Source organism: Pullulanibacillus camelliae, assembly GCF_014642655.1.
GTDB classification, from domain to species: Bacteria; Bacillota; Bacilli; order Bacillales; family Sporolactobacillaceae; genus Pullulanibacillus; species Pullulanibacillus camelliae.
This window is the reverse complement of sequence record NZ_BMIR01000019.1, coordinates 18,356-36,299: the sequence shown is the minus strand read 5'-3', so window position 1 is coordinate 36,299 and position 17,944 is coordinate 18,356. Positions and strand designations below refer to the sequence as shown.

The 17,944-nt window shown below is 40.3% G+C and carries 18 protein-coding genes; 4 read left to right on the top strand and 14 right to left on the bottom strand.

The annotated features are described in order from the left end of the window. Positions 1-137: 137 nt before the first annotated feature. Complete coding sequence (gene cls / locus IEW82_RS15935) at positions 138-1,646, bottom strand: cardiolipin synthase (RefSeq protein ID WP_188696744.1); 1,509 nt, start codon at positions 1,644-1,646, stop codon at positions 138-140. 509 nt (positions 1,647-2,155) lie between these two features. Beyond that, entirely contained in the window at positions 2,156-2,827 is a 672-nt protein-coding gene (gene mecA / locus IEW82_RS15930) for an adaptor protein MecA (RefSeq protein ID WP_188696742.1), read from the bottom strand. A gap of 463 nt (positions 2,828-3,290) precedes the next feature. On the opposite strand from mecA, the gene IEW82_RS15925 reads away from it, so the two are divergent. Further along, a complete protein-coding gene (locus tag IEW82_RS15925; RefSeq protein WP_188696740.1) occupies positions 3,291-3,968 on the top strand; it encodes a TerC family protein in 678 nt (225 codons plus the stop codon). A 543-nt stretch (positions 3,969-4,511) separates the two neighbouring features. Here IEW82_RS15925 and spxA read toward each other — a convergent pair. The 3 genes from spxA to IEW82_RS15915 all read right to left on the bottom strand — a co-directional run bounded on the left by spxA (position 4,512) and on the right by IEW82_RS15915 (position 6,042). Then, positions 4,512-4,907 carry a transcriptional regulator SpxA gene (spxA, locus tag IEW82_RS15920; protein WP_188696738.1) on the bottom strand — a complete coding sequence of 132 codons (396 nt, stop codon included), beginning with the start codon at positions 4,905-4,907 and terminating at the stop codon, positions 4,512-4,514. A gap of 320 nt (positions 4,908-5,227) precedes the next feature. Beyond that, a complete protein-coding gene (locus tag IEW82_RS20260) occupies positions 5,228-5,359 on the bottom strand; it encodes a hypothetical protein (RefSeq protein ID WP_268237390.1) in 132 nt (43 codons plus the stop codon). Between the two features lie 110 nt (positions 5,360-5,469). Further along, positions 5,470-6,042 (bottom strand): GNAT family N-acetyltransferase, encoded by a 573-nt coding sequence (locus IEW82_RS15915; RefSeq protein ID WP_188696736.1) that lies wholly within the window; start codon positions 6,040-6,042, stop codon positions 5,470-5,472. Positions 6,043-6,562: 520 nt separating this feature from the next. On the opposite strand from IEW82_RS15915, the gene IEW82_RS15910 reads away from it, so the two are divergent. Further along, positions 6,563-6,730: a hypothetical protein gene (locus IEW82_RS15910; RefSeq protein WP_188696733.1), complete on the top strand. Its 168-nt coding sequence runs from the start codon at positions 6,563-6,565 to the stop codon at positions 6,728-6,730. Between the two features lie 276 nt (positions 6,731-7,006). On the opposite strand, the gene IEW82_RS15905 is transcribed toward IEW82_RS15910, so the two are convergent. From IEW82_RS15905 to IEW82_RS15885, 5 genes are all read right to left on the bottom strand, one after another. Then, positions 7,007-8,008, bottom strand: coding sequence for an ABC transporter ATP-binding protein (locus IEW82_RS15905; protein WP_188696730.1), 1,002 nt, complete (start codon positions 8,006-8,008; stop codon positions 7,007-7,009). Beyond that, positions 8,008-9,027, bottom strand: a complete 1,020-nt coding sequence (locus IEW82_RS15900; RefSeq protein ID WP_188696717.1) for an ABC transporter ATP-binding protein — start codon at positions 9,025-9,027, stop codon at positions 8,008-8,010. Before IEW82_RS15900 ends, IEW82_RS15905 begins: the two co-directional genes overlap by 1 nt. A gap of 11 nt (positions 9,028-9,038) precedes the next feature. Next, positions 9,039-10,052 (bottom strand): oligopeptide ABC transporter permease, encoded by a 1,014-nt coding sequence (gene opp3C, locus IEW82_RS15895; protein ID WP_188696714.1) that lies wholly within the window; start codon positions 10,050-10,052, stop codon positions 9,039-9,041. A gap of 3 nt (positions 10,053-10,055) precedes the next feature. Continuing rightward, a complete protein-coding gene (locus IEW82_RS15890) occupies positions 10,056-10,982 on the bottom strand; it encodes an ABC transporter permease (protein WP_188696710.1) in 927 nt (308 codons plus the stop codon). A gap of 174 nt (positions 10,983-11,156) precedes the next feature. Beyond that, on the bottom strand, positions 11,157-12,854 hold the full coding sequence (locus IEW82_RS15885; RefSeq protein WP_188696707.1) for a peptide ABC transporter substrate-binding protein: 1,698 nt from the start codon (positions 12,852-12,854) through the stop codon (positions 11,157-11,159). Positions 12,855-13,208: 354 nt separating this feature from the next. On the opposite strand from IEW82_RS15885, the gene IEW82_RS15880 reads away from it, so the two are divergent. Further along, entirely contained in the window at positions 13,209-13,607 is a 399-nt protein-coding gene (locus tag IEW82_RS15880; protein WP_188696705.1) for a DUF3899 domain-containing protein, read from the top strand. 46 nt (positions 13,608-13,653) lie between these two features. Here IEW82_RS15880 and IEW82_RS15875 read toward each other — a convergent pair whose 3' ends face one another. The 4 genes from IEW82_RS15875 to IEW82_RS15860 all read right to left on the bottom strand — a co-directional run bounded on the left by IEW82_RS15875 (position 13,654) and on the right by IEW82_RS15860 (position 17,246). Next, the gene (locus tag IEW82_RS15875) at positions 13,654-14,400 is read right to left on the bottom strand and encodes a YjbA family protein (protein WP_188696702.1); all 747 of its coding nucleotides are present in this window, start codon (positions 14,398-14,400) and stop codon (positions 13,654-13,656) included. Positions 14,401-14,507: 107 nt separating this feature from the next. Next, on the bottom strand, positions 14,508-14,714 hold the full coding sequence (locus IEW82_RS15870) for a YuzI family membrane protein (RefSeq protein WP_188696898.1): 207 nt from the start codon (positions 14,712-14,714) through the stop codon (positions 14,508-14,510). Positions 14,715-15,055: 341 nt separating this feature from the next. Further along, the gene (gene fabF / locus IEW82_RS15865) at positions 15,056-16,294 is read right to left on the bottom strand and encodes a beta-ketoacyl-ACP synthase II (RefSeq protein ID WP_188696699.1); all 1,239 of its coding nucleotides are present in this window, start codon (positions 16,292-16,294) and stop codon (positions 15,056-15,058) included. Positions 16,295-16,310: 16 nt separating this feature from the next. After that, entirely contained in the window at positions 16,311-17,246 is a 936-nt protein-coding gene (locus IEW82_RS15860; protein ID WP_188696696.1) for a beta-ketoacyl-ACP synthase III, read from the bottom strand. 379 nt (positions 17,247-17,625) lie between these two features. Here IEW82_RS15860 and IEW82_RS15855 point away from each other — a divergent pair, with 379 nt between their 5' ends. Continuing rightward, a complete protein-coding gene (locus IEW82_RS15855; protein ID WP_188696693.1) occupies positions 17,626-17,916 on the top strand; it encodes a YppG family protein in 291 nt (96 codons plus the stop codon). Positions 17,917-17,944 lie beyond the last annotated feature (28 nt).

Here is a 17,944-nt window from a genome sequence, read left to right as displayed (position 1 = left end):
TATCACTTCCTTAAGTAATAGTTTATTTACGGAGAGTTTATAGATTTTTCAGGGAGGGGAGGCAGGTCTATTTTCCCTGCCTCAATCAAAGCATGAATGACAAGACTTGAAAAAAGAAAAGGCGTGTAGAGGAACACTTATAATAATGGGGAGAGTAATCTTGAAGTGGATTCAAATACCCTGATAAGAATAGGCCGTTTCTTAAAGCTTTCCCAGTCAATTAATGCTGCGTTCTCTAGATCATCAATATAATCGGCCACTAATTGAATCGTGCTTTCTGTCCGGTATAAAAAGGCATTAACCTCGAAATTCAGATGAAAACTGCGCATATCCATATTAGCTGTCCCTATAGAGGCTAGTTCATTATCAACGATAATTACTTTGCTGTGCATAAAGCCATTTTGGTATTCATAAATTTTCACACCAGCTTCAAGCAGCTCAGGAAAATATGAGTGAGAGGCATAGAACACGATGCGTTTATCCGGATGCTTTGGCACAAGCAATTTAACATCGATCCCACCTAGAGCAGCCACCTTAAGGGCACTTAAAATATCCTCATCGGGAATCAGGTAAGGGGATGCAATCCAAATCGAATGCTTGGCTGAAACAATCATCGAAAAAAACAGGTTTTTAATGACCTCCCATTCATCATCTGGCGAGGAAGAAACGAGTTGGACTGCACCATTCCCCTCTTTATGAACTGGCTTACCACTAAAATAACTCGCATCGCTGACAAACTCACCGGTCATGTAATACCAGTCCTGCAAGAAAATAGCCTGTAAGCTCTTTACCGCTTCCCCTTTCACCATCAAATGCGTATCACGCCAAAAACCAAACGCTTTATTTTTGCCCAAATACTCATCGCCAATATTTAATCCACCCGTAAAGCCAACCTCCCCATCAATAACAACAATTTTGCGATGATTGCGGAAATTGATTTTATGGTTAAAAAATGGCAGCTTCACAGGAAAGAATGGAACAACCGAAATGCCTGCTTTTTTTAGATCATCAAGGTATTTTTTGGATAATTTCCAGCTTCCAACCGAATCATAAAGCAGACGCACCTCTACCCCTTCTTCTGCTTTTTCAATCAGCAGATCGCGAATTTCATTTCCTAATCCATCATTGCGAATGATGTAATACTCGAGATGAATATGATGCTTGGCCTTGCTGATGGCATTAATGATTTCCCGAAAGGTGACATCCCCATTTGTTAACACACGGGTTTCTGTGGCAAATGACACAGGATATTGCCCCAGCCTTTGCGCTAAACGGAGAGTTGATTGCTGATGATCACCCATGAGCTGTAGCTTATCATGATCAATAGCACCTGAAGCAGTAGACGATTCAAAAGACAACTCTTCCAAATAGGCACGCTTGCGAAATAACCGTTTTTTACGGTAGCTTTGGCCGAACGCGATGTAAAAAATAAAGCCAACAATCGGGAACAGTGCGAGAAGCATTAACCAGGTTATTGTCTTTGTAGGATTTCGATTCTCTAAGAAGATGATAATGCCAATAAATACAACCGTTAAAGACAAGCCTATATTTAAGGTATTTAGGATCCACTGTTGCCAGTGCTGCAAATAAAAAAGCACAAATACAGCGATAACAACAAGTAATAGCAATTGTGCTTGCCTTTTCATTCGCCGAAAACTCCTTAAGCTCATCAAAAAAGGCTTCGCCTTCTTTTGATTTTAAAATAACTTTCATCTCATTAGTTTACATCACAACATGGAATTGTAAAAGCCTTTGAATGGATTTAGGAAGATGATAAGACGAGGAAATGTTTGGCATATATTAAGTATAGAACATTTATTCCCTTTAATCAATAGATTGAATTTAGCTTTTTTAGCATCGCGGAAAGATTTCTCTTATTTGACATTAGTTGAACGAAGGGGCTTAACGACTGTTATCCTTTCATTTTTCGTCCTAGAAATTTTATAAAGTAAAAACCATTAGCAAGGCTTTTTATCGTTTTAAGGTTCACTTTGTTTAAATGACATACGCTTAGGCTACACTGACGCTTTGATTTGAAAGCTTGTCCTTTTGATTTGTTATCATTTTGGGTCAGCTGAACCATTTTATTTAAAAGAGCCAAACCTGATGTATAAAAAAAGGCAACCTCAAAAAATTGAGGTGCCCTTATCTGGACTTATTCCTTATTAAAATAGTGTTTAAGCGTGCTCAAAGCCTGATCCTCAATAACCACTTTTCCATATTCCTGAATATAGTCTAAGGTCATATCCGTCTCGTCACCATATTCTAAAATGAGACTGAGATCATTTTCTTGTTCAAATTCTGTGAATTCCTGATTAAATGAAAAATACATATAATAGGAGTGATCAAAATGATACAGGCTGGTTTCAATGAAGTTGTCATTGATCGCATGGCTCAAACTTATAGCATCTTCAATATCATTAAAGGAGATGAGAAACGACAGCTCGTCTTCTTCCACAGTAGAATCTTGATCAGATTCATCGTCTTGTAATTTTTCTGTAAGAATGCTTTCCCAATCTTCATTCACCGGAATATCTAGGTGCTTATCCTGGGCAATGGGAAGCTCCAGCTTTGTTCCATCTTTAGACAACTGGGCACGGGTAACCAAAATCTCTAATCCCTTTTCAAACGCTTGCACCTGAATCCATAATGGACCTTCAACTGGAAATTCTTCCTTATGATAGGCCTCATCTAGAATGTCCCAGAAAAGCTCTTCACCACGTTCACGGTTATACCAAATTTCTTCACGGTCGAAACCACGGTCTTCAATATCAAGATAGCTGACGAAAAATTTCAAAGTGTAATCATTGACGCGCTCGATTTCCATTCTTCTCTCTCCCTTCCTTTTATTTTGATAAGTCGGGAGCAAATTATCATTGTCTTTTAGTACCTGCTATAGATCATTGTCTATAAAAAGGGGTTAGACAACTGGATCAATATGACACCCTTTTGCTCTCACATGCTTATAACTCTATTGTATGATAAATTCCCGACAAATGAAATAAAAAAACTTCAGATAAATAAAATTCCATGAACGCCTTGCTCACGTGATCGTAACAAAGATCACCTTCGATCTCAAAGGGTTTAATCCATTATATGAAGTATTCCCTTCTTCATGATAAAGAAAACACACCAAACCTCATCTTTGTGCTTAAGCTCCTGACCTTCTCCAAAGTTTCAATAGGCCAGTTCAGCTTAACCATTACCAATGCTCGGCCAAATTTTAGAACCCCTTAAAGGCATATTGCGGACAAGTGTGCATATGATTGTCCTAGAAAGGGGCGCTCTGCATGGAATTTTCAAGTGAAATGATCCTAGCCATTCTCAATATTATTTTAATCGATGTCATTCTCGGGGGTGATAATGCGGTTGTCATCGCCCTTGCTTGTCGCAGACTTCCAGAAAAACGACGAAATAAAGCCATATTTATGGGTACAGGTCTTGCAATTATTCTTCGCGTCCTATTAACAGCTATTACCCTATCGCTTTTACAAATTCCATATTTACTGCTTTGTGGTGGTCTCTTACTTGTTTTTATTGCCTATAAACTCATCGCTGATAAAGATGAAGACATCCATATTAAGTCTGGGACATCACTATTTGCTGCTATCCGAACGATTGTTATCGCTGACTTGATCATGGGTCTGGATAATATCTTAGGCATTGCAGGCGCTTCAAACGGAAATCTTATCTTAGTGATCATTGGTCTCTGCTTTTCTGTCCCCATCATTATTTGGGGAAGTAAAGTGATCCTCACAGCGATGGATCACCTGCCTGGGTTGATCTATCTTGGTGGCGGCGTTCTCGGCTATACGGCAGCAAGCATGATCATCAATGAACCGATGATTCACTCCTTTTTCATTGCCCATCCAAAATTTAAAACGCTCTTGACCACTTCTATTATCCTAATCGTGTTATTTACCGGATGGCTAAAAAATAATCTATTTAAAGAAAATTATTATCAATAAATGGAAAAACAAAAAGAGGGTGAGACAAAACGACTCATCCTAATACCGAACGGTAATATTATAAAAGTGGCAGGGAAACTAAAAGCGCAGTCAAAATACGGAGACACCTGTGGGAACGGGGCCAGCGTTACTTCACGACTAAACGACACGTTGTTTTGAGGACGTTGACGACAAAGCAAGTCTAGCAGACGCAGGAACAGGGCCTCTTAGTAGTCTAAGTCTCTTACATTTTCAAGGCACTTCGCTTAAGTACGTCACATCCATGTGACAGCACCGAAGCTCACACATCACTACCACCCCAAAAAGCAAAAAGTCCTCTTCGGGAACCCTGATGGTGCGTCGAACACCGAAGCTAGCGCATCCTGCACGCCTGAGGCGGTGTCCGTGGAAAGCGAAGTGTTTTGACGGAGCGCTTCATCACTCGCTCAAAACTCCAAACGCACCCCTTCAAAACTGTGAATGCGTTCGGATGCTCTATGAGCTGAATCCTTCTGTCCCAGCCTCAAAACAAAAAGCACTTTTTGAAAAAAGTGCTTTTCCTTTTTAGTTAACCATTCTCTGTGCTTCTTGGAGCTGAAAAGTACGAACCTTCCTAGGTAAAAAGCGTCGTATTTCATCGTCATTATAACCTACTTGCAGACGCTTTTCATCAATTAAGATAGGTCTTCTAAGTAGTCCAGGATTGTTTTGAATCAATTCGTACAAATCTTGTAGAGGCATCGTATCCAATTGAACATTGAGTTCTTGAAAGGCTTTAGACCGTGTGGAAATGATCTCATCGGTTCCATCTTCAGTCATTTTCAATACACCTTTAATCTCCTCTATGCTCAATGGCTCAGAGAAAATATTGCGTTCATTAAAAGGTATTTCATGTTCTTGCAACCATGCTTTGGCTTTACGACATGATGTACAACTCGGTGATGTATATAAAGTGACCATTTGAAAACCTCCTTAAAGGATTGGCACTTATTGTGTTGAGAACCTCTATCATTATTATATTATAATATTTCTAATTTGGCTAGTGCCTAAATTCAATTCTATGAATCTATTATTAGTTTTATACCCCATTTTAAGCCGCTAAAACCTGAATTTAAAAAATTTTACACACATCCCGTTGAGCGGAGATCGTAATCATTGTCGCGTGAGTGAACAGCTAAATGATTATCAATTAGTTAGGCGCTCCCAGTAAAAAAGAGAGGCTGAAAAGGCGACAGTTTATGCTTTCTTAAAGTGAAAAAAAGGAGCCCTAATCGGCTCTCTTAAGCACTTAATTTCGAATGAGTGGAAGTTGGAGACTGTTTTTCTTTAGGCTGCCAACTGCCTAAACGCTCTTTTAGCCACTTCTTCAGTGCATCACGACGCTTCTTCTTAGCGTATACTTTAGGCTTCATTCTTTATCCACTCCCTTATATCAGAAACCCTTAATCATCCGGGCTTGCTCGTCTGACATGCTTGATAAGCCATCCCACTCATTCTTTTTTTATTACTGCGTTGGCATTTTTTAATTCGACTCAAGTATATTGTCGGTCTTATCCTCATCAATTGTCAAGACCTTATCGACCGATTCATAAGATTCCCCATAAATTTCCTTATCCATATACGTATGAATTTCTTCATACGTTTTTTTCATCTTATTGAGAATGCTTGCTTCTGATTCATCTGTCGGTGACCAATAAAGAATTTCCAACTCATTGACCTCATTTGTAGCCAGACTACGGCGCCTGTACCCAATGGAAACCGCATGCTTAAAGCCCTCTCGTTTATAAAAACGAAGACGTTTCTGACTGTCACTATCCTCATAATTCACTGGCTCGACTTCTAAAATAATCGGTTTCTTTTTTTGCTTTGTCTTTTCAATTAATTGATGCCCAATGCCCTGTCCTCTTGACTTACTGGATACCCAAAGGTAGTCAATGAAAACAAACTCCTTCGTCTCAACGTACATTAAAACATGATAAGGTCCTTCATCCTTGTGATACATTTCTGGTTTATCTCTAAGCAATATTTCCATATGCTGCTTTGATTTCATTTCTTCAACGGGAAAATAGTCATTAAGCTTTTCGTACCAATTCATTTTTTGCCTCACTTTTTTCATTTATTATGTGAAAGTGATTCAATCTTTACGCATTGAACACTTTATTTAAAAGAAATGGGATCAAGGTGGGAGATAAAGGAGAAATAATTAACCCTTCACAATTTATGTGAAGGGTTAATTACAGTTTATACAAATCATAATAATTTGTCAATTGCGATTAAGAAAAACCGGGCGAAGAGCATGCCTGGTCCTTGTCCTTAGTATAGAGCATCATCCAATATGAAAGAGGCTTCATTACCTGGTCAAGTGGATGTGAGCGCAAGGCGCGAGACGCCTCCGGGAAGTGGGAGATCAGTAAGACCTTAGCAGCGCGAAGGCGCGAGGAGGCTTAAGGCGAGCTGCCTGGAGCGGAATCGCGCACCGTCCTCATGACCAGAAATTAAAAAAAAGGGGCTGCCATTCTATGATAAAATAGATAGTAAAGTGGCTTAATTATCAGAGCTGTCACTACCTATTACATGATAGCTTGACTATAGTGCAAAAAGAAAGGATGTCCTATTTGTTTCAGAAACTTTCCATTGGATGTGTCATACTATTATTACTGCTCATTGGTATCCAAATGCTGACCCAAGCCGTTCCCTCTTGGCTCTTGCAACTCATCCTCTGGGTAACCATCATTGTTTTCATTTATTACATCTTTGATAAGAAAAGAAAAAATAAACGATAAAGCATGGCCTCTCTCCTTATAATAAGTCCTCCCACTTCATAGACAAGCTTTTTTAAAGACTCCGCCACTACTAGCCTTCCGAGATTGGAAACATAAATCAGCTGAGCTACTCAGGATAGTACATTCCCCTGCCGAGCTCGCTGTGGACGTGCCATAGATGCGAAATATTTTTTTAGCAGAGGACTTCATTACTTCACTGAAAAACTTCTTCTTTCTCAGGCGTGTTCTCATTAAAAAGAGAGAACCCTGAGGTTCTCTCTTTTTAAATTAGCTTCTTTATTTAAAATCGTGTTTGTATTCGTCATCGTAGATATGACAAGCAACCCAATGGTCTTTTTCTGCCTCTGTCCATCTTGGTACAACATTTGCACATACCTCTGTTGCAAGAGGACAGCGTGTTCGGAAGCGGCAACCACTTGGTGGATTGACCGGACTTGGCACATCGCCTTCTAGTATGATGCGCTCACGACTGCGTTCATAGTTAGGATCTGGAACAGGTATCGCTGATAATAAGGCTTGAGTATAAGGATGGAGTGGATTATCATAAAGCTCATCACTGCCTGCAACTTCAGCCATTTTACCGAGATACATAACACCTACACGATCGCTTATATGTTTCACCATTGATAAATCATGGGCAATGAACAAATAAGTGAGGCCACGTTCCTTTTGTAGCTTCTGCATAAGATTAACCACCTGTGCTTGGATGGAAACATCCAAAGCAGAGATTGGTTCATCCGCAATGATAAAGTCAGGATCAACCGCAAGAGCTCGGGCAATCCCGATACGCTGTCTTTGACCACCACTGAATTCGTGGGCATAACGTGTGGCGTGTTCGCTATTCAGACCAACCGTTTCTAATAGTTCAATGACTTTCTGCCTGCGTTCTTGCTTATTACTCGCTAGGTTATGAATATCAATACCTTCAGCAATAATATCTTCAACTGTCATACGCGGATTTAAAGAAGCATAAGGATCCTGGAAGATCATTTGCATTTTGCGATTTAATGCTTTTAACTCTTTAGATGATTTTTTGCCATGAACATTTTCACCATCAAAGAGGACTTCACCATCTGTCGCATCATACAAACGAATCAGCGTACGACCTGTTGTCGATTTACCGCATCCAGATTCACCAACCAAGCCAAAGGTTTCCCCTTTATATATATGAAAGCTTACATCATCAACAGCTTTAAGTGTTGCCTTACCGCCAACTTTAAAGTGCTTTTTTAAATTTTTTACTTCAATAAGCTTTTCTTGCTCAACTGTATTCGCCATTAACGGTCACCTCCAACTTGGATCGTTTCCGGTGGTTCCACCTTTGGCGATCGTTCATCCTGTAACCAGCAAGCTGTTTTATGCGTATCTGACACATCACTGTAGTCAGGCATAAATTCAGTACATACCTTCATCGCGTGTGGACAACGCGCTGCAAAAGGACAGCCTTTCGGTGGATTAGATAAGTCAGGAGGTGTTCCCGGAATAGCAAGTAATTCACTATTTTTTGAATCTACCCGTGGCATAGATGATAATAAACCCCACGTATAAGGGTGCTTTGGCTCATAGAAAATTTCATCTACTGTCCCTGTTTCGATGACCTTACCACCATACATGACCGCGACTCGCTGAGCCATATTGGCGACAACACCGAGGTCGTGTGTGATTAAGACAATCGAAGTATTGGTCTTTTTCTGAAGATCCTTCATCAGATCTAAAATTTGTGCTTGGATGGTCACGTCTAAAGCCGTTGTAGGCTCATCCGCAATCAGCACCTTAGGGTTACAGGCCAGTGCAATGGCAATGACCACTCTTTGTCGCATCCCACCAGAAAATTGGTGCGGGTACTGTTTAACCCGTTCTTCAGGATTGGGAATACCCACTAATTCAAGCAATTCAATGGCACGTTTCTTGGCATCTGCCTTGCTTAAGTTTTGATGGCGTCTGATTCCCTCCATAATTTGCTTGCCAATGGTCATCGTCGGATTCAATGAAGTCATTGGATCCTGGAAGATCATTGAAATCTCAGAACCTCTGAGCTTTTGCATTTGTTTATCAGAGAGCTTCGTCAAATCTCTTTCATTAAATAAAACCTCACCACTTTTAACACGTCCAGCCGGCTTTGGCAAAAGTCCCATAATGGCTTTTGTCGTGACCGATTTACCAGAGCCAGACTCGCCGACAATCGCTAAAGCCTCGCCTTTCTTTAGAGTAAGATTCACTCCTCTTACCGCTTTAACTTCACCGCGATGGGTTTTAAAAGAGACATGTAGATCATTCACTTCTAAAATGTTTTCCATTTCTATCACTCCTATTGTCTCAATTTAGGATCGAAAGCATCGCGTAACCCATCACCAAGAATGTTAAAGCAGATTAATAGCAAGCTGATGACGATTCCCGGAAAAATAACCTGATACGGATGAATTTGCATCACGCCATATCCCCTATTAATAAGCGAACCAAGAGAAGCCACTGGATCTTTAATCCCTAAACCGATAAAGCTTAAGAAAGCTTCAAAGAAGATCGCACTTGGAATGGTGAACATTGTGTTAATGATGATTTGTCCAAGTGTGTTCGGCAATAAATGTCGGCTAATGATACGCGAGTGTGATGCTCCTAATGTTCTTGATGCAAGTACATATTCTTCTGACTTCAGCTTCAGCATCTGGGCGCGAACAATCCGCGACATCGTCACCCAACCGGTGATAACCATCGCAACAATAATCGACACCAGTCCTGGCTGCAGTATCAAAATCATCAGAATAATAATAACTAGGTTGGGAATCCCGATGATAACCTCAACGATTCTTTGCAATACATTATCGACTTTTCCGCCAAAATACGCAGAAATTCCGCCATAAGCAACACCGATGAGAAGATCGATAGCCGCCGCAACAACAGCAATAAAGAGCGAAACCTGTGTTCCTTTCCAAGTTCTTGTCCACAGATCACGGCCTAGGTCATCCGTTCCAAACCAAAAGTTATCTTTAGCATGCTGAGTTTGATAAAGATCAACATTGTTTTCAACACCATCGAAAGGCAACCAATGAATCTTATCAAGTCCAGGGATTTTTGCAGGCAAGTTTTGGCGAACCACATCTTGATCATCAATGCCATATTTGTTCATCGTTGGACCAATCAAGGCCATCAGGACGATAAGCAATAGAATGATGGCGGAGATGACGGCCCCTTTATTTCTTAATAGCCTTTGAAAGGAATCCTTCCAAAAACTCGTGCTTTTACCGACAATCGCTTCACTTTCACTACTGCTCATAGCAACGGGTTCAAACATTTCCTTTGTGATTTCATTATTTGATAGAGCCATAGATTACTCTCCTCCAGCCAACCGAATTCTTGGATCAATCACACCATATAGAATATCAACGATAAAGATCATGATGATGAGAAGGGCACTATAAAGTTCTGTTGTTCCCATGATCATTGGGTAATCATTGGTTACGATGGAATCCACAAATTGTGAGCCGATACCAGGAATTGCAAAGATATTTTCGATAACGAGAGAGCCTGTCACAATTGCAGCTGTAAGTGGTCCGAGAATGGTGATGACTGGAATTAAAGCATTGCGCACAGAATGCTTGAAAATAACGTTGAATGAGCTGATGCCCTTTGCTCTCGCCGTTGTAATATAGTCCTGATTAACCACTTCAACCATTTCTGTACGCATGAAGCGCGCGACATTAGCGACAACACCAACCGCTAAGGCGATGACTGGCATAATGTGATATTCAGGGCCCTTCCAATAGGCGAGAGGCAAAAGCTGCCACTTTACACCGAAAAAGTATTGCATAAATACAGCTAGTACAAATGAAGGGATGGAAATACCGAGAACTGAAATGAACATCGTTCCATAATCCAATATCGTTCCTCTGCGAAGACCTGCAATAACACCAAGTAAAATTCCGAAAATTGCACCAATGATAACTGCTTCAAACCCAAGGTCGAATGAAACTGGCGCTTTTTCAGCTAAAATGGTCGTTACCGGACGCATTCCAAACTGAAAGGAGCCTCCTAAATCACCGTGCAGCGCGTTTCCTATATAATGCAGGTATTGAATAGGAACCGGCTGATCGAGCCCGTAGTAGTGTTTCAGCTGTGCCAATTGCTCAGGGCTGATACGGTTTTGATTTTTAAACGGGGTCCCAGGCATTAATTTCATAGTGAGAAAAGTAAATGTTATGACTACTAAAAATGTAATAATCATATACACAATTCTTTTCGCGATATATCTAGCCAATTCGACACCTCCCATAATAACAGATAACTCTATTGTCTTGTTTTCTAGCTATTATGTCAAGATAATAGCGTGGTATGGCAACATTTACACTTAAAAAGAGAGTAAATGCCGTGACGACATTTACCCTCCTGCCACACTTCTTCTTTCAATTGCTGTTCAATTCACGACTATTGATTAATGTTTAAGGATCGATACACCTGTATAGTCAATTTGTGGACCATATAATGGGTAATCTAAACCTTTAACATATTTCTTTTCAACCCAAGTTTGACCTTGTTGGAACAATGGTACAATTGGATATTGTGACATCATTTCTTTTTCAGCATCAAGCATCGTTTGCCAACGCTTAGCATTGTCATCCGTTTGATCATTAGCTTGAGCGATCAGGCTATCAAACTTCTTATCCGACCAACCTGTTGTGTTTTGTGGATTGTTCGATGTCCACATATCAAGGTAAGTCATTGGGTCACGATAGTCAGGGAACCAGCCACTGAACGCCAAATCGAACTTAAAGGACTGATTCAATTTGAGGTAGTTGCCCCATGGCTGTTGGTTGATCGTTACCTTCACGCCTTTAAGGTTTTTGCTGATTTGGTTCGCAATGTACTCATCCCATTTTTTATAGCTGTCGCCATCAGGGGTGAGCAATGTAAGGTTGATGCTGCTGACACCCAGCTCTTTCTTCGCTTGATCCCAGAATTTCTTAGCATCGCTTTCGCTACCAGCAGGATACCCGTCAGGATTATCAGAGCGGAAGTCTTTGCCATCAGGACTTTGCACGAAGTCTTTTGGTACTACAAAGTTCGATGGAATAGAACCGTCTTTTAGTAAGACATCTGTGAAGTCTTTTCTATTGATCGCAGCGTTGATCGCTTTACGAAGATTAAGGTTCTTTAAGTATTTATTGGTTTTTTGGTTAATGTACAAGAATTCTGTACCAGAAGTTAAACCTTTTTTAACTTCATCAGGATTTTTTGCTTTTTCCTGAGCGATAAAGTCACCAGAAAGAACAACTGTATCGGTTTTACCCGTGTCATACAAGTTTACCCGTGTGGAAAGCTCTTTAACGATATTAACGTTAACTTGTTCTACTTTAATGCTATCCGCATTCCAGTAGCTATCATTTTTCTCTAAGCTATAGCTTGAGCCTTGCTTCCAGCTTGCCAATTTGAATGGGCCATCTGAAATAATGCTGTCGGCACTTGAACCGTATTTATCGCCATATTTTTCAATGATGTCTTGGCGTTGTGGAAAGAATTCAGGCTGTGAAAGCATGCTCAAGAAAAATTGTGGAGCAGGCTTTTCGAGAGTGATTTGCAGTGTTTTATCGTCAATCGCTTTGATGCCTAATTGATCGACTTTGCCATACATATCACTTTTTGGATCTTGAATTTTTGCTGCATTCTTAATGAATGTGGATGCAAATAAGAAATTGTATAGTGGTTTTGATTTAGGATCGTTTTCATGCTGCCAACCGTAAACAAACTGTTGAGCAGTGACAGGCTTGCCATCTGACCATTTAGCGTCACGCAATGTAAAAGTATAAACTTTCTTGTCGTCGCTAACCTTTGGCTCGCCTTTAGCCAAGTCAAATTGAACTTTGTCATTATGCATGCGTGTTAAACCAGCTTGCACTTGTTCTAGGATACCATTAGAAGTTGTATCTGTTGTTTGCGTATAATCCAAGGTTGGAATATCGTTGTTAGATGCAACGTTTAACACTTGTTTATCAGCGAGTTCATTGGAACTACCTGCGTCTTTTGACCCACTGTCTTTTGAGCTACCACTTTTACCGCTGCTACATGCACTTAATACAAGAGCAAAGGCAAGAAGAATGGTCGCCAAGAATGACCACTTGGCTTTTCTTTTCATGTAAAATGACCTCCCTATTTTTCTTTAGCTATCTAAGCTGAAATAAACGATGATTTCAAATCTTTCAGACAATAAAAATCATCGATAGTGCTATTATACAAGTTTTCACTAATTTTTGTATAGTTTTTTTTAGGTATTTTGCTCATATTCCTTTTTTTATTGCGTTATTCATTTTAAAAAATAGGACTTTTTTCCTATGTGTTTTATCACTAAAATTTCTACATAATACACGATTGCCCTGTGCGAATTAGCATTATATGTAAATTGTTTTAGGTAAAAGTAACCAGAACTCACTAGAAAATTGTCAGTAAATAATGGTTCATGTTAAAATAACAGTGAAAAGGAGCGAACCATGTGTCTATATTAAAATTTAAATCTTTTTGGATTTTAGGAATAGCGATCCTCTTTTTTCTAATCTATATCGCTATTAATAGTTTGACTTTTCTTACAGTTATCAATGGATTATCATTCGTAGGTATTGTTTATTTACTCGTGGGATTTAGCTTGTTTGTTTTTTACGGAGGTTTTTTTAATATTTTTGGAACAAGCTTCAAGCGTTTTTTTAAGTCCAATGGACAAAGAAGAGTTGATGAGCTCAACCAAAGCGAGGAAGAAGTCTATTATAATCGAAAAGCAGAGTCATCTTCTGAATTTAACCCTAGTGGCAAGCCTTTGCCAATGTGGGTAAAACTGCTTATTCTATACGGTGCCATCTTCTTTATTATTTCCTTAATTCTATCCTTCTTTTATTAATATGTCCGGGAGCGAGTTTTCATTCTCACTCCCCGTTTACTACATATTATTTCACTTTCTCTGTGTTTTCCAATTCCCAAACCTTTTCAAAATAGGGCTGTCCTTTGATCATCCGCTCACAAAAATCAAGATGCTTTTGTGACCAGCCTTTTTTGACCTCTTCAAATAGTTTTTCCCATGCCTCATCAAAAGACATTGTGCGACTTTCATGATATTGCTTAGGGAACCATTCCGTGTACCAATAGCGCATTTCCTGCAAGCTACCGACTGAACGCAATTGGTCCAAGGCCATGAGCAAAATTTGTTTTAACTGCCGCTCTTTTCGGGTAAGACCACCCATCCATTCTGGATGTGGAGATAAAATATGATATTCCTTTGGCCCCTCATCATCGCCAATGGAATAGACGCTATAATCCATTTCAGCAGCCTTTTCAAGCACGTGTTTTTCTTGACGAGGGATGAGGCGACTTTTGCGGATAGGTACACTATACCCCAATGTATCAACGACAATATGACGGTACCCATCTGTCGCGATAAAGCAATATTCAATCACTTCTCTTTGACTATTCTTTCTTATGTAACTTTTATTTTTTACATCTTCCAGCAGTTGATCTGGAAGGGCCCGCAGATCGTTCTCGATATAGTCAAATAACGCCTTCTCGACCTTGAGTAACGGGACTTGGTCAAGCAGCTCTATAAAGTCATGCTTTCGCCATTCATGAAATTCGCAGACATTATAGCCATTTTCTTCTCCTTCAAACCAATTCACCCATACATCACCAATGAGTTCCATGATTATCGTCCCTCACTTTTTACTATTTTTCAATCAGTATGGGCATGTATAGAGCGATTTATTCTCATGAAATTAAACTTTTAACTGAATTGGATAATTTTCCTTAACTATTTAAAAGACGGAAAATAAATGCTTAACCACATCATCACAAGCCCAGCAAAGAACAGGTAGGTTTCTACACGTTCTAACATAAATTGGATATACCCATAAAAGCCTTCACCCGTTGTCATCACATTCAAAAAAGCAATGATTGTCACACCACCGACAACCGCAAAGCCAAAGCCGAGGAATAAAAAAAAGACTCGCACTAACATCACGCACACGTTCCCTTCTCGAATGCATCTTTGCTTAATCAGCCTGTCCTATTAAAACTATATGCAGGGAAGCGTGCAATATTAGAAAAACTAGCCTAACAATAAGCTCCACTCGTGGATACATTGCTGTTCATGCCAAGTGAAAGCCATGATTAAATAAAGAATGTCGTTACTGATCTCGTGGTGTCTCCAAAGCCATGTGAAATTTTACATCAAGCTGCTTAAAAGCTAATGTATGAATCTATACTCTCATCCATTTTATCACGTTAGCCAATGTTATTCTCTCTTAAAGCATGTCAAAAATCCCTAAAGGAATAAACATTCCTCTAGGGATGACGCATTTAGTTCTTATACTTTTTGAACACTAAGGTTGCGTTGTGACCACCAAAACCCAAAGAATTGCTCATCGCATAGTCGACCGTTGCTTGCCGCGCTTCGTTCGGTACAACATCAAGATCACAGGCTTCGTCAGGTGTCTCATAATGAAGCGTAGGAGGCAATATTCCATCCTGAATGGCAAGAATAGAAAAAATAGCTTCCACGCCACCAGACGCACCTAATAGATGGCCGATAGAAGACTTAGTAGAGCTCATTGCAAGCTTATAAGCGTGCTCACCAAACACAGTTTTAACCGCTTGAGTTTCATTCGAGTCATTCAATGCCGTGCTTGTCCCATGCGCATTGATATATTGAATAGCCTCTGGAGAAATTTCCGCATCTGCAAGAGCTTGCTTCATAGAGCGAGCGGCTCCACTGCCACCTGGTTCTACAGCTGTTAAATGATAGGCATCCCCTGTTGCGCCATAGCCGACAATTTCTGCATAGATTCTTGCACCACGCGCTTGAGCAGATTCAAGTGATTCCAAAACAAGGATACCTGACCCTTCGCCCATAACAAATCCATCACGATTTTTGTCGAATGGTCGTGAAGCCGTCTCAGGGTCTGGATTAAACGACAGTGCTTTAGCAGAGCTAAACCCAGCAAAAGCCATCGAAACAAGTGGAGCCTCTGTTCCTCCAGTTATGATGACGTCGTTATCTCCACGCGCGATAGCCTTAAAAGCATCACCTATGGAATTCGTGCCTGTAGCACAAGCGGTCACTGTACAGGAATTAATGCCTTTGGCGCCGAGATGAATGGATACTTGTCCAGAAGCCATGTCAGGAATCATCATTGGCACAAAAAAAGGACTCACGCGATTAAATCCCTTTTCTAACCCAATCCGGTGCTGCGTTTCAAAGGTTTCCATGCCACCGATTCCCGAGCCAATCCAAACGCCCACACGGTGTGCATTGGCTTCATTGATCTCCAGATCAGCATCTTCTACAGCCATTTTTGCTGCTGCTAATGCATATTGTGCAAAGCGATCCATTTTACGCGCATCTTTTTTAGACACGAATTGTGTTGGATCAAAATCTTTAATTTCACCAGCTACTTTTGCAGGAAACAGCTCAGCGTCGATACGTGTTAACTTACCTACGCCATTCTTCCCAGCAATTAAATTTTTCCAAGTTGTTTCTACATCATTACCGAGTGGTGTCACCGCACCAAGACCAGTGACAACAACACGACGTTTCATAAAACCTTCCCCTTTCTTATTTACCCCAACGTATGGCAACAGCCCCCCACGTGAGACCACCACCAAATCCGACACATACGATAATGTCGCCATCTTTCATTTTATCTTCTTCTATGGCATCTGCCAACGCTAATGGGATGGATGAACTTGAGGTATTGCCGTATTTATGAACGGTTTTCATCACCTTATCCTCTGGAAGTTCTAAACGCAACCGTGAAGCTTCCATTATACGTATGTTCGCTTGATGAGGAACCAGCAAATGAATATCTTCTTTTTTCAAACCTGCTTTTTCCACAACATTAACAGCAGATTCCCCCATTTGCCGAACTGCAAACTTAAATACCTCACGTCCATTCATCATAATGTGTGGACCCTCTTGATACAACTCTTTTGCTTTTGTGCCGTCCGCACCTAACTCAAAAGAAAGAATGCCTTTACCATCAGAAACAGGTCCCATGATGGCCGCACCAGCCCCATCACCAAATAATACAGCAGTATTGCGATCCTGCCAATTCGTGATTTTAGAAAGCTTTTCCACACCTACAATAAGGATGGTTTGATACACCTTATTTTCGATATATTGTTTTGCCGTCACTAAACCATAGATAAATCCCGCACAGGCTGCACTAATATCCATTGCAGCCGCATTCTTAGCCCCGAGTCGCGCTTGAAGCAAGCAGGCAACAGAAGGAAAAGGCATATCTGGTGTGACCGTGGCAACTAGAATTAAATCGATGTCTTCGGCATTGATCTGTGCTTTTTCTATGGCTTCCACAGAGGCAAAATAAGCCATATCTGACGTATTGACATCGTCAGCAGCAACTCTGCGTTCTTCAATGCCTGTTCGCGTCCGAATCCATTCATCCGACGTGTCCACCATTCCTTCTAAATCTAAATTTGTTAATACCTTTTCTGGGACATACTTTCCCATGCTAAGAATACCTGCGTTCATTCATCAATCTCCTTCCAAACTATAAAAAATTATGACTTGGTACTAATAATTACTAATATTACTTTCTAATCTTCTTTTTGTCTATATGAGTTTAACATATTTAAAATTTCTGTATCATTTGCACTATTCTTACAAAAGCTATACTTAACTCATACTGCTTCTCCATACCCTAAATAGCATCTATTCGGACCACAGATGAAGGGGGTTGCGTAACCCAAAGGCTGACCTTAACCTTTAATGTATAAAAAAGAGAGATTCTTCGAGGCCGTTCTCACCCGATTTCCGGCACCCATTTCCATACACTACTTAACACTTCTTATTCTCCAACTTCATACACTGTACTATGAATAGTCTTTTATTGTATAAGGGGGAATGAGTGATGGTTCAACTCAATAATAATAATCAACAACAGCCTCCCTTTCATCCAATGTGGGGTCCCCCACCTCCCGGACCTTTTTTTATGACGCCACCCAATAACATGCCACAATCTGCAAGTAACCAATCGACGCAAAATAATATGCCACAGTTTATGCAAGGCTTTTTGGATAAGGATGGGAAGTGGGATTTTGACAAAATGATGAGTGGGGCTGATAAGGTATTCAAGATCATCAATCAAACACAACCGATGATTAAACAACTTGGCCCATTATTTAATCTGTTTAAGAAGTAAAGCATGCTTATTTTTGGCATGCTTTACT